Here is an 11,803-nt window from a genome sequence, read left to right as displayed (position 1 = left end):
CCATGAACCTGTTCAATCGCCATGATTTCGTGTGGTTGAAACTGGATGCAGTGAAGCAGGCTGAGTATGCCGGGCCTGCACCCATCGAACCCATCAGCGCCTTGTCGCTGTTGCACCGCTGGGTGCTTGGGGGCTACCCGTTGATTGTTGCGCGTCAGAACGATGTTGAATCCAACGGCTTGCGAGTAGGGCTTGCTGAACCAGCCTCCTGGGGCAAGCGGCGCTTGTCATTTTTGGTCAACAGGTGCGACATTCAACAGCACCAGCAGGGCCCCAACCTGGGTGGTGTGTTGGCGCAATTGCCGCAGCACTGGCAGGCAGGTGCTACCGCCTTGCGCGGTTTCTTGCTTGAACAGGATATTGACGCCCATGTGTATGGTTCCAGCGCGGTGCAGGCACTGAGCGGTTTGCCCTGCGTTACTGAACACTCTGATTTGGACATGTTGTTCAAGCCATTGAATTGGCCCACTGCGGAAAAGTTGTGTCGTTTTCTCCATGCACTTCAAAACAAATACCCCGAATTCAAAGTGGATGGCGAGGTGCTCAACCCGAGCGGCAACGCCGTGCAATGGCGTGAACTGAGTCGGGCTTTGTTTGAACCGCATGCACAGCTACTGAGCAAGACCAATCTTGAAGTCAATCTGATGTCGCTTGCGGATTATCGGTCTGGATTTGCCTGCCCGGTTGGGAGTGCAGCATGAAAGAACTGATCGCGCGAATTGATGATGCCGCTTGCGAAGCCCTTCGACAGGAAGTGGAACTGGAATACAAGCCTGGCTTGGTGTGCCCAAGCCGCAATGGCAGCCACGCTGACATGAATGCAGCCACCTTTTACAGCAGCATTCAGGCTTTGCGGGGTTACTTTGGCGAATGCTTTGCCGCGGGCATTCAAGGCGCGGAATTTCGAGCCTTGCAAGGCCTGGGTTTGTCCGCAGAGCGGGCCATGTTCAAGGCCACTGGTGGGGTGAACACCCACAAAGGCGCCATTTTCCTGATGGGTTTGTTGGCCGGTGCGGCGGGTGCGCAGTTTCGTGAGCATGGTTGCTTTGAGCCGATCAGCTTGGGCCGATTGGTTGCAGCCAAATGGGGTGTGAATATTTTGCTGGCAGGTGTTCAGGATCAGGTTCAGCATGCAGACACCCCCACGCATGGGCGGCGGGTCAGGGACGCTTTCGGCCTGCCGGGTGCCCGCGAACAGGCGGCGGAAGGCTTTCCGGTTCTGTTTTGGACCACTGTGCCGCAATTGCGCTGGGCCTTGTCGGAGGGTATTTCGCAAGAGCAGGCCCAGTTGCACGCTTTGGTGTGCACCATTGGCAAGTTGCCCGACACCAACCTTGCGCATCGTGGTGGCTTGAAAGGTTTGCAGTGGGCCCAAGGCCGGGTTGATCAATTTCTGTCAGAAGGCGGTGTGTTCGCACCCGGTTGGAAAAGCAGGGCACAACACTTGTGTGCGCAGTTTGAATCACAGTGGTTAAGCCCGGGCGGAAGTGCCGATTTGTTGTCAGCTGCGCTGTTTGTACAGGCACTGGTGCAGGTCAATTCTGAGTTGCCCAACTTCATGGTGGCCCGCCAATGAGCCTTTGTATTTTGTGCCCCGGGCAGGGCAGCCAAACACTGGACATGCTGCCGCGTTTGTTGGCTGAGCCCCTGATCAAGCCGCATCTTGAACCCTTGCTTCATGCCATGCCTTTCGATGCAATGGCCGTGTCGCAAAATCCGAATGAATGTTTTGCCAATGCCCACGCACAACCCCTGATTGTGGCCGCTGGCACCGCAGTGGCGCAGGCCTTGAAAGCACAGGGAATTCACATTGACTTGAGCGCAGGCTACAGCATTGGCGAACTGACTGCCCATGTGGTGGCTGGGAGCGTACGGCCTTTGGAAGGAATTGCGCTGGCTTTAGAGCGCGCGCAATGCATGGACCAGGCTGCACCACCTGCCCACGGCATGATGGCGGTGAAAGGCATTCGGCTTGAAAAACTGCATGGCCTTGCACAAGAACATGGCTTGGCGGTTGCGATTGTGAATGATGAGCAGCACGCGGTATTGGCTGGCCCCACGGCCGTGATGAAGTCGATTTGCAAAGGCATGGAACGCGAACTGGGCGCGCATGTGGTGCACCTGAACGTGCAAGTGCCCTCGCACACACCTTGGTTGATCGATGCCACGGTGGCCTATCGCCGCACACTGGAATCTGCAAGTTGGGCGCCTTTCGATTGTCCGGTGCTCAGTGCGCTGGATGGCAGCCCGGTCGAGTCGAGCGCAGGCGCAATTGATTGTCTCGCCCGCCAAATTTCCGAGCCTTTGCAATGGGCACGCACGCTTGATCTGGCAGCAGAAATGGGGGCCACGGTGTACTTTGAATTGGGGCCTGGCAACACCCTCACCCGCATGGTGCGTGAGCGGTTCCCCAATGTTCAGGCACGTTCATTCTCCGAATTCCAAAGTTTTGATGGCGCGTTGAGCTGGTTGCGCTCACAGACTACCTAAACTCACGAGGCCGAATTGGGCGCTGAACTGTTTGCTGAAATTTTCACGGTACAGGCTGTTGCTGCCTACATTGCAATTGGCGTGGTTGCCGGTTTTCTGGCGGGTCTTTTGGGCGTAGGTGGGGGCAGCGTGCTGGTGCCGGCACTGGTGTGGGCCTTCAAGCTGGCAGACCTGCCAGGGCAATGGACTTTTCGTTTGGCGTTGGGCACTTCCATGGCCACCATTCTTTTTACTTCTGTGTCCAGCGTGCGTTCGCACCACCTGCACGGTGCGGTGCGTTGGGACGTTGTGAAGAATTTCATTCCCGGCATTTTGTTGGGCACCCTGTTTGGTACCTTCCTGGCGCGGCATGTTTCCACCACCTTTCTGATTGTATTTTTTGCCCTGTTCATGGGGCTTGCCTCCTTTCAAATGTTTTTTGAATACAAACCCAAACCCGGCCGGGTTTTGCCGGGGCGCAACGGGCAAATGGGTGTGGCCACCTTCATTGGTACTGCTTCTTCGCTGGTGGCAGTGGGCGGTGGTGCACTCACAGTGCCGTTTCTCGTGTGGTGCAATGTATCGATCAAAAATGCGATTGGTACTGCATCGGCCATGGGCTTTCCAATTGCTTTGGGCGGTACCCTTGGATTTGTATTCAATGGCTGGACCGCACCCGGCCTGCCCACGGGCAGCCTGGGGTTTGTGTACCTGCCTGCCTTGTTGTTCACTGTGGTGGCCAGTGTGTTGTTGGCACCCTCGGGCGCCAAGGCAGCCCACATATTGCCTGCACCACTGCTGCGAAAGGTGTTTGCCGTGGTGGTGTTCGCCATTGCGGGGAACATGATGCGCGGCGTGTTCTGAAGCGCTTGTCAGCCACCGGGGTGGTGTAATCGTTAGAACTTTCATGGTTCGGGATAGTCCCTCTTGGTCAGGCACAAAAAAATGGAGTGAATTACATGATCCCCAAGAAATGGTTGAACATCGTCGTGGCCTGCGTACCCGGCGTGTTGTTGACGCAGAACACGGCACTTGCACAAACGGATGCCGCCCAGAAGGATTTGCCAGCGCTAATCCAGGTGGCCACTGGCAACAGCCTGGTGCTGGAAACCAAAGCCAGCGGCACAATTGAATACCAATGCAGCAAAGAAAAAGCCCCCCTGACCACTTACAAATGGACAATGGCTGGCCCCAAGGCCGAGCTAATGGACAAGGAAGGTGACAAAGTTGGCGACTATACAGGCCCGCCAGCGCGTTGGGCGCATGAGGATGGTTCCTTCGTCACAGGTTCGCAAGTGGCCGTGTCACCCAATGGCAATAAAAACATTCCTTTGCAACTGGTGAAGGCCGATGTGTCTGGCGGCTTGGGCGCATTGACTGCAATCAGCTACGTTCAGCGTGTGAACACCAAGGGCGGTGTTGCACCATCAAAAAAATGTTCAGCCGAGAATGAAGGTGACAAAGCCGAGGTGAAGTACAGCGCGGAGTATCGGTTCTGGAAGACGAACTGATAGAAAGCCCCTTGGGGGCTATGTCGCCACTGTTGCCCCCAACAAGGCTTCAAATGCAAGCGCCGCATTGCTCAGCGGTCTGTGTGGCAAGCGCAGCCTGAACAACGGCCGTTCCATTTTTCCAGATCCCAGTGCAAAGCGTTTCACTCGCCGCAAGGCAAGTTGATCGCGTGCGGTAATTTTGGGCACGATGCCCACGCCGCACCCCGCAGCCACCGCTTGAATAATCGCCTCGTTGCTGTTCATTTCCAGTGTGCGAAGCGTTTGTATGCCCTTGTTCATCAACAGTTGTTCAGCCACATTGCGGCTGCCCGAACCTTGCTCGCGCAAAATCCAAACCTGTTGCTCAAGGTCACGCTTGCGTGCGCTGTTCTCAAAGCTGGGCGCAATGGCCACCATTTCTTCGGTGCGCCACAAGCGGGTTTCAATTCGCTCATCATTCACAGCGCCCTCAACCAGTGCCACATCCACTGCGCAGTCCAACAAAAGTTGAGCGACGCTCTCAGTGTTCGCCCCAACCACTTGCACATCCACCCCGGGGTACTTGTCTGAAAACTTCTTCAGGTAAGGCGCGAGCCAATAGCTGGCCACGGTGGTACTGGCACCCACAATAAGCCGGCCACGTTCCAGGTTTTTAAAGGCACGCAGCACCTCACTGGCCTCTCGCTCCATGGCAAACAGGCTTTTGCCATAGTCGAACAATACCTGCCCTGCCTCGTTGGGTTTGAAATACTTGCCCTGGCGCTCAAGCAACAGCGTGTCCAGTTGTGATTCCAGTTCACGCACTGCCTTGGACACAGCGGGTTGGCTAATCCCAAGTTGTTCTGCCGCCTTGGTGAAGCTGTTTACTTCCACGGCGCATACAAATATTCGAAGCAGGTGCAGGTTCATGCATAACCCATGGTTATCAATACAGGAATTTCATTGTCTATGGATATATGAAAAAAAGCATCACCATAAGGTGTCTTTTTTAGTTTCATAACCATGCGCGTTCTTCAAACCCCCAACACCACCTTGCCTTTTGGTTTGCTACTCAGCTTGCTGCTGGCTGCACTGGCTTGGCTGGGCGCTGTTCCGGGTGGCCTTGCAAGCTGGGGTCTGGGGTTGTTGCCACTGGCCATGTTCCTCGGTATGGCTTTGGGCAACCTGGCACCCGCAGTGGCGCACCACGGGCTGGCCGGGTTTGGTTTTGCTCGCCGCCATGTCATGCGAACCGGCATTGCCCTGTTTGGTTTTCAGTTGGGGTTTGCCGATTTGTTGGCTGTGGGTTGGGCTGGTGTGTTGGCTGCAGTGTTTGTAGTGGCCAGCACTTTGGGCTTGGCGGCCTGGCTGGGCAAGCGAATGGGTTTGCAGGCCAGCAGCTTTTTGTTGATCGGCGCAGGCAGTGCAATTTGTGGTGGTGCCGCCATTGCAGCGGCTGATTCAGTATTGCGTGCGCCACCCGCCGCCACATCGGCTGCACTTGGCACAGCCGTGGTGTTTGGCACCCTCAGCATGTTTGCCATTCCAGGCTTTCAATGGCTGTTTGATTTGCAGCCTGATTTTACAGGTTTGTGGTTGGGCTTGAGTGTGCATGAACTGGGGCATGTGGTGGCGGGTGCAGCACTGGTGGGTGGCGAAGCGCCAACCTTTGCCTTGATCGAGAAAATGTTGCGTGTGGCCTTGTTGGCTCCGGCCATGGTTTGGCTGACCTGGAGCATGTTGCGTGTGCAGCGCCAAGAGGCAGGTAGCAATCTTTCCCGCGTATCCATGCAACCCCCTTTGTTTTTGTGGGGTTTCTTGTTGGCCGTGGTTTTGAAATCCACTGGCGCATTGAACATTCAGGTCGAAACCGCGCTGGTTGATCTTTCACAACTGTTCATGGCTGCCGGTTTGGCCGCCTTGGGGGTGGGTACCCGCTGGGTTGATTTGCGCGCTGCAGGCCTAAGGGTGTGGGTATTGGGTGGTGCGCTGTGCATGCATTTGTGGGCCTCAGGGTTTGTATTGGTGCATGTGATTCATGGCGGTGCTGCGGTGCATTAATTTGGGCGCCATGTTTAAGTGTATTGCATTCAAATTGCTGTAACAAAGGGATAAAACACTGAAAACGGCACTGCTACGGTGCAACAAAAGCTGGCACGGTCTATGCATATCATGACCTGTCATAACAAGTTTAAAACAGGCTGTAAACATGAACGGAAAGTTGACCGGTAACACAAATATTCAGATCGTAAGCGAGCAGGCGTTTGACAACAATGTTTCAGCCTTGCCCCTGTACACACAAGTGCGGGAAACCTTGCGAAAAAGCATTCTGAATGGCACGTATGCACCACACACGCAAATGCCATCTGAAAGCCAAATGATCCGCATGTTTGGTGTAAGCCGAATCACCATTCGACAGGCGCTTGGTGACCTTCAAAAAGAAGGATTAATTTTCAAGGTAATGGGCAAGGGCAGTTTTGTATCGAAACCCAAAGCCTTCCAAAGCTTGTCGCGCTTGCAGGGTTTTGGTGAAGCCATGTCCTCTTCGGGTTACGAAACTTATTCGAATGTGCTCAGCGCCAAGCCCGTCGATGCCACCGCGCAGGTGGCGAGTCGCCTGCATGTAAAAGCCGGCCAGCCAGTGTTTGAAATTCAGCGCCTGCGATTCTTGAACCGTGAGCCAATCTCGGTGGATGTCAGTTACTTCCCGATTGAAATCGGCGAAAAGTTGGTGCAGGAAGATTTGGCCGTGCGCGATATTTTCGCAATTCTGGAAAACGACCACGGCTATAACCTGACCCATGCCGATCTGCAAATCGAGGCCATTTCAGCCGACGAGTCGCTGGCCGAACAACTTCGTGTGGATGAGGGTTGCCCCCTGTTGCGCATGGAGCGAATGACCTACGCGGGCGATAAGCCTGTTGACTTTGAATACCTGTATTACCGGGGCGATGCATTCCAGTATCGCTTGCGCATCAACCGAACTTGAGGAGTGTGAACATGAAACGCATCGACTTGGAATACGACCTGGTGGTGATTGGTGGCGGCACGGGTGGCCCCATGGCCGCAGTGAAAGCGAAAGAACAAAACCCCAAGCTGCGCGTGTTGTTGGTAGACAAGGCCAACGTGAAACGCAGCGGCGCAATTTCCATGGGCATGGACGGCTTGAACAACGCAGTCATTCCCGGCCATGCCACAGCTGAACAGTATGTGAAAGAGATCACGATTGCCAACGATGGCATTGTGGATCAAGAGGCTGTCATGGCGTATGCCGCGAACAGCTTTGACATGATTCAGGAACTGGACAAATGGGGCGTTAAATTCGAGAAGGATGAAACCGGCGACTATTCGGTGCGCAAGGTTCACCACCTGGGCAGCTATGTGTTGCCCATGCCCGAAGGCCACAACATGAAGCGCGTGTTGTATCGCCAGCTCAAGCGCACACGGGTCGAGGTAACCAATCGTGTGGTGTGCACGCGCTTGCTGACCGGTGCAAACGGCGAGATTACTGGCGTGATGGGTTTTGATTGCCGCACAGCAGATTTTTACGTCATTCGCTGCAAGGCAGCCATTATTGCCACTGGCGCCGCAGGCCGCATGGGCTTGCCTTCATCGGGTTACTTGATGGGTACTTACGAGAACCCCACCAATTGTGGTGATGGCCATGCCATGGCTTACCACGCAGGTGCTGCACTGGCCAACCTGGAGTGTTACCAGATCAACCCGCTGATCAAAGACTACAACGGCCCAGCCTGTGCTTATGTAACCGGCCCATTCGGAGGTTACACGGCCAACGCAGCCGGTGAGCGATTCATTGAGTGTGATTACTGGAGCGGCCAAATGATGATGGAGTTTTACCGCGAATTGCAAAGCGGTAATGGCCCCGTGTTCCTGAAGCTGGATCACTTGGCTGAAGAAACCATCAGCGAAATCGAGGTTATTTTGCACACCAACGAGCGTCCAAGCCGTGGCCGTTTCCACGAGCAACGTGGCAACAACTACCGCAAGGAAATGATCGAAATGCACATTTCCGAAATTGGCTTTTGCAGTGGTCACAGTGCATCGGGAATCTGGATCAATGCGCAAGGTGAAACATCGGTACCCGGTTTGTATTCCGCAGGTGACTGTGCCAGCGTGCCGCACAACTACATGCTGGGTGCATTTGTGTACGGCAAAATTTGCGGTGTGAATGCTGCCGCCTATTGTGCAGAAAACAGTTTGAACGCGCTGGACGAAGCCCAGGTGCAAGCCGAACACGACCGCATTGAAGCACCGTTGTTGCGCACCGAAGGGCCTACACCTTTCCAGGTGGAATACAAAACACGTCGCTTGGTAAACGACTACTTGCAGCCACCCAAAGTAACCCGCAAATACCAAATTGGTTTGCGCCGCATGGATGAAGTACGCGCCGATGCAGCCAACATGGTGGCCACCAATGCACACGAATTGATGCGCGCCATGGAAACACATTCCATTATCGACTGCGCAGAAATGGCTGCGCGCGCCAGCCTGTTCCGCACTGAAAGCCGTTGGGGCCTTTATCACTACAGCGTAGACCACCCACAGCGTGACGATGCCAACTGGTTCTGCCACACCCTGCTGTACAAGAACGCCCAAGGCCAGATGGCCATGAAGAAAAAGGAAATCGAGCCCTACATTGTGCCCATTGACGAAAAGGAAATGGATGCTTACCAGCGCCTGCGCGTGGTGGGTGAAGCCGCTTGATTTGCCACAACACTCAACTCGAGAGGTACTGACTATGACCATGGCCGCAACAATTACCCAAGTCCCCGTGAAGGTGGATTCCGAGAAATGCATTGCCGAGAAAGGTTGCACTGTGTGCGTGGATGTATGCCCGCTTGACGTGCTGGCCATTGACCATGTGACCGGCAAGGCATTCATGAAATTTGATGAATGCTGGTACTGCCTGCCCTGTGAAAAGGACTGCCCCACGGGCGCAGTGCACGTGGACATCCCATTCTTGCTGCGCTGAAAGGAGGCACACCATGAGCATTGTAATTCCTACTTTGCCAGAACGCTTGAACAGCCCCGACGCCGAAGTGCGCCGCCTGGCAGTAATCGACTTGCCATACAGCGATGAAGACGACATTGAGTTGTTGCTGTTGCCCTGCCTGCAAGATGCCGATGCCAATGTACGCCTGGAAGCAGTGCGTGCACTGGAGGGCTTTGAGGATCAAACCACCGTAACCGCTTTGGCACAAATGCTGCTAGACACATCACCAGTGGTTCAAGAAGCGGCCGGTTTGGTGCTTGCAGAACTGAAGGAGTCGGAATCAGCCCCGCCATTGATCCCGCTGCTAACCCATGTCGATGCCACAGTGCGTTCGCTGGCCTTGAAAGCAGTGCGTGCGCTGAGAGTGCCCGAGGCTTATGAGCCTGCTTTGAAGCAGTTAAAAGATTCAAGCCCGGCGGTTCGCAGGGAAGCAGTGGGTGTACTGGGTTACTTAAAGCGTGCTGAAGCCGTTGGCGAGCTGGCTGAAGTGGCTGCCCACGACCCCGATGGTGAAGTGCGCCGCATTGCTGTGGGTGCATTGGGTTACACCAATGAAGTCAGCGTGCTGCCTTCGCTGATGCGGGCCCTGAACGACAGCGTGTGGATGGTACGTGAGGAAGCCGCAGCCACCATTGGCAAGCTGGGCATGGCACAGGCCACCGATGAACTGGTGAATGCCATGCAAGACGATTACTGGCAAGTGCGTGTCAAAGCTGCGCGTGCCCTGGGTGTCATGAAAGCTTTGCCCGCGCTGCCTGCCTTGGTGGAAGCCATGAACGACACCGTGAGCAATTTGAGAAAAGAGGCGGCCATTGCCTTGGGTGAAATTGGCGACAAACGGGCCATTCCTGCGCTTGAAAAAGCGCTGGAAGACAACGATCCCGATGTGCGCAAGCTGGCCCGCCTGGCATTGACCAACATCACGCTGAAACACAGTTAAGGGGAATTGCCATGACATTCGTGGTGACGCAAGCCTGTATCAAATGCAAATACACCGACTGCGTGTCGGTGTGCCCGGTGGATTGCTTTCACGAGGGGCCGAACTTTCTCGTGATTAATCCTGAAGGTTGTATCGATTGTGGTGTGTGCATTCCCGAATGCCCCGCCAGCGCAATCTACGAAGAAGGCAATGTACCCGCTGACCAGCGGGACTTCATTGAGATTAACGCACGATTGGCCCAACAGTGGCCGGTGATTGACAGCGCCAAAGAGCCACTGGAAGACGCCGACGCCTGGGTTGATGTAGCGAACAAAAAGCAGTACCTGGACGAAGCCTGCACGGACAAGGCCTGAACCCGAAAGCATTCAAATATTCCGACTGTCAAATATAGCCAACCACCTGGCACCCATTTTGAAACGAGTCTATTGAAAAGGATTGTTGACATGAACACGGGAATCTTCAAAGGAATCGCAGCACAGGGCAAGGTAGCAGGCAGGTTCATCGGCATTCGCGCAGCCAGCGCGCTGGTGGCCTGCACACTTTCATTTCCAGCATTGGCCGAAGTAGTCACAGTCGGAATCGGCACCCAAAACACCACCACCAACACTGTTACTGGGGGTGTGGTCTTGAAAGAACTGGGTTTGATTGAAAAGCATTTGGCCACGGTGCCTCGCTTCAAAGACATTCAGTTCAAACTGGAATGGCAAAACTTCACTTCGGGCCCACCCGTCACCAACGGCATGGTGGCCAACACTTTGCAAATCGGCATGATGGGCGACTACCCCTTGCTGGTGAATGGCGCCACATTTCAAAACGGCAATGAAACCAAAAGCCGCTTGATCGCACTGATTGCCTACAACTCTGAAGGCGCGGGCAATGGCGTGGTGGTCCACAAAGACTCCCCTTACTATGAGCTGGCTGACCTGAAAGGCAAAAAACTCTCCGTGCCTTTCGGGTCGGCAGCACATGGTATGTTGCTCAAGGCCCTTGAAGACCGTGGCTGGACTGCCGAAGACTTCGAACTTTCAAGCCAAAGCCCGGAAGTAGGTACCTCCAGTCTTCAGGAAAAACGCATTGATGGTCATGCTGACTTTGTACCGTTTGCTGAACTGTTGCCTTACCGTGGCTTTGCCCGAAAAATTTTCGATGGCGCTGAAACCAAAGTGCCTACATTCCACGGCGTGGTGGTGCGCGAAGACTTCGCCAAAAAGTACCCCGAGTTTGTGGTGGCCTACATCAAAGCACTGATGGAAGCCAACGAATGGGTACGCAAAAACCCGGTGCAAGCGGCAGCCAAAATTGAAGAGTGGACCCGCATTGAAAAAGAAGTGGCTTACATATTCCTTGGCCCAGGCGGTGTGCATACACTAGACCCCACCATCAAGCCCAAGTGGGTTGAAACCGTGAAGTACGACCATGGTGTGCTCAAACGCATGGGCCGCGTGAAAGACTTTGACGCCGATGCCTGGGTCGACGAAACCTATGTGAAGCAAGCCTTCAAGGAATTGGGACTGGACTATGCCAAGCAAAAGGCAAGCACCAGCAACTATGAAATTTCCGGCACCGACCCACTGTGTGGTGGAAAAATCATCGAGCCCCGGCAAGCCGGCGAAGTGTGGATCGAAGGCGGCGCAATCACTGCCTACAAGTCAGCCAACTGCACACTGGCTGCCATCAAGAAAGCCCAAGGCGAAGGCAAGAAAATTGGCGTGGCGTACGTGTACGACCAAAGCATGAAGATCAAGGTGTTTGCCGACAAAGCATTTTACTCGCTGAAGGCTGGCGCAAAAACCCCGGAAATTGTGCCCTTTTTACTGAAAAAAGACGCTGAGGCCCATGCTGCGAAAAATGGCGGCAAGGTGGGCATGTACACCGACGCACTTGCGCTTGCTGTAGTGGGGAAATAAG

Annotated in this window: 13 protein-coding genes; 12 read left to right on the top strand and 1 reads right to left on the bottom strand. The window is 54.7% G+C overall.

Going from position 1 to position 11,803, the window contains the following annotated elements; translation table 11 throughout:
- Window positions 1-2: 2 nt before the first annotated feature.
- The 5 genes from mdcG to FCS97_RS02130 all read left to right on the top strand — a co-directional run bounded on the left by mdcG (window position 3) and on the right by FCS97_RS02130 (window position 3,980).
- Complete coding sequence (gene mdcG, locus FCS97_RS02150) at window positions 3-701, top strand: malonate decarboxylase holo-[acyl-carrier-protein] synthase (RefSeq protein ID WP_138516199.1); 699 nt, start codon at window positions 3-5, stop codon at window positions 699-701.
- Complete coding sequence (locus FCS97_RS02145) at window positions 698-1,576, top strand: triphosphoribosyl-dephospho-CoA synthase (protein WP_138516197.1); 879 nt, start codon at window positions 698-700, stop codon at window positions 1,574-1,576. The genes mdcG and FCS97_RS02145 overlap by 4 nt, the downstream gene beginning before the upstream one ends.
- Window positions 1,573-2,490, top strand: a complete 918-nt coding sequence (locus FCS97_RS02140; protein WP_138516195.1) for an acyltransferase domain-containing protein — start codon at window positions 1,573-1,575, stop codon at window positions 2,488-2,490. The genes FCS97_RS02145 and FCS97_RS02140 overlap by 4 nt, the downstream gene beginning before the upstream one ends.
- 15 nt (window positions 2,491-2,505) lie before the next feature.
- On the top strand, window positions 2,506-3,333 hold the full coding sequence (locus FCS97_RS02135) for a sulfite exporter TauE/SafE family protein (RefSeq protein WP_246065753.1): 828 nt from the start codon (window positions 2,506-2,508) through the stop codon (window positions 3,331-3,333).
- Window positions 3,334-3,428: 95 nt separating this feature from the next.
- Entirely contained in the window at window positions 3,429-3,980 is a 552-nt protein-coding gene (locus FCS97_RS02130; RefSeq protein ID WP_138516192.1) for a DUF3455 domain-containing protein, read from the top strand.
- Between the two features lie 18 nt (window positions 3,981-3,998).
- On the opposite strand, the gene FCS97_RS02125 is transcribed toward FCS97_RS02130, so the two are convergent.
- Window positions 3,999-4,871: a LysR family transcriptional regulator gene (locus FCS97_RS02125; RefSeq protein WP_138516190.1), complete on the bottom strand. Its 873-nt coding sequence runs from the start codon at window positions 4,869-4,871 to the stop codon at window positions 3,999-4,001.
- A 93-nt stretch (window positions 4,872-4,964) separates the two neighbouring features.
- Between FCS97_RS02125 and FCS97_RS02120 the strand changes: the two genes are divergently transcribed.
- From FCS97_RS02120 to FCS97_RS02090, 7 genes are all read left to right on the top strand, one after another.
- A complete protein-coding gene (locus FCS97_RS02120) occupies window positions 4,965-6,002 on the top strand; it encodes a YeiH family protein (RefSeq protein ID WP_138516188.1) in 1,038 nt (345 codons plus the stop codon).
- A gap of 148 nt (window positions 6,003-6,150) precedes the next feature.
- Complete coding sequence (locus FCS97_RS02115) at window positions 6,151-6,930, top strand: GntR family transcriptional regulator (protein WP_138516186.1); 780 nt, start codon at window positions 6,151-6,153, stop codon at window positions 6,928-6,930.
- An 11-nt stretch (window positions 6,931-6,941) separates the two neighbouring features.
- Complete coding sequence (locus FCS97_RS02110; RefSeq protein ID WP_138516184.1) at window positions 6,942-8,666, top strand: fumarate reductase/succinate dehydrogenase flavoprotein subunit; 1,725 nt, start codon at window positions 6,942-6,944, stop codon at window positions 8,664-8,666.
- Between the two features lie 34 nt (window positions 8,667-8,700).
- Window positions 8,701-8,934 (top strand): 4Fe-4S dicluster domain-containing protein, encoded by a 234-nt coding sequence (locus FCS97_RS02105; RefSeq protein ID WP_008247354.1) that lies wholly within the window; start codon window positions 8,701-8,703, stop codon window positions 8,932-8,934.
- Between the two features lie 13 nt (window positions 8,935-8,947).
- Window positions 8,948-9,895 (top strand): HEAT repeat domain-containing protein, encoded by a 948-nt coding sequence (locus FCS97_RS02100; protein WP_138516182.1) that lies wholly within the window; start codon window positions 8,948-8,950, stop codon window positions 9,893-9,895.
- Between the two features lie 11 nt (window positions 9,896-9,906).
- Complete coding sequence (fdxA, locus tag FCS97_RS02095; RefSeq protein ID WP_138516180.1) at window positions 9,907-10,248, top strand: ferredoxin FdxA; 342 nt, start codon at window positions 9,907-9,909, stop codon at window positions 10,246-10,248.
- A 90-nt stretch (window positions 10,249-10,338) separates the two neighbouring features.
- Entirely contained in the window at window positions 10,339-11,802 is a 1,464-nt protein-coding gene (locus FCS97_RS02090; protein ID WP_138516178.1) for an ABC transporter substrate-binding protein, read from the top strand.
- Window position 11,803 lies beyond the last annotated feature (1 nt).

It is taken from the genome of Limnobacter alexandrii (assembly GCF_005871185.1).
Classification (GTDB): domain Bacteria; phylum Pseudomonadota; class Gammaproteobacteria; order Burkholderiales; family Burkholderiaceae_B; genus Limnobacter; species Limnobacter alexandrii.
Note: the sequence above shows the minus strand (reverse complement) of the source record. Positions and strands in the feature narration are given on the sequence as shown.

Coding starts and splice junctions, on each gene's coding strand:
- fdxA (WP_138516180.1), top strand. CDS start 9,907: ATGACATTCGTGGTGACGCAAGCCTGTATCAAATGCAAATACACCGAC.
- FCS97_RS02120 (WP_138516188.1), top strand. CDS start 4,965: ATGCGCGTTCTTCAAACCCCCAACACCACCTTGCCTTTTGGTTTGCTA.
- FCS97_RS02115 (WP_138516186.1), top strand. CDS start 6,151: ATGAACGGAAAGTTGACCGGTAACACAAATATTCAGATCGTAAGCGAG.
- FCS97_RS02140 (WP_138516195.1), top strand. CDS start 1,573: ATGAGCCTTTGTATTTTGTGCCCCGGGCAGGGCAGCCAAACACTGGAC.
- FCS97_RS02110 (WP_138516184.1), top strand. CDS start 6,942: ATGAAACGCATCGACTTGGAATACGACCTGGTGGTGATTGGTGGCGGC.
- FCS97_RS02105 (WP_008247354.1), top strand. CDS start 8,701: ATGACCATGGCCGCAACAATTACCCAAGTCCCCGTGAAGGTGGATTCC.
- FCS97_RS02090 (WP_138516178.1), top strand. CDS start 10,339: ATGAACACGGGAATCTTCAAAGGAATCGCAGCACAGGGCAAGGTAGCA.
- mdcG (WP_138516199.1), top strand. CDS start 3: ATGAACCTGTTCAATCGCCATGATTTCGTGTGGTTGAAACTGGATGCA.
- FCS97_RS02130 (WP_138516192.1), top strand. CDS start 3,429: ATGATCCCCAAGAAATGGTTGAACATCGTCGTGGCCTGCGTACCCGGC.
- FCS97_RS02145 (WP_138516197.1), top strand. CDS start 698: ATGAAAGAACTGATCGCGCGAATTGATGATGCCGCTTGCGAAGCCCTT.
- FCS97_RS02100 (WP_138516182.1), top strand. CDS start 8,948: ATGAGCATTGTAATTCCTACTTTGCCAGAACGCTTGAACAGCCCCGAC.
- FCS97_RS02125 (WP_138516190.1), bottom strand. CDS start 4,871: ATGAACCTGCACCTGCTTCGAATATTTGTATGCGCCGTGGAAGTAAAC.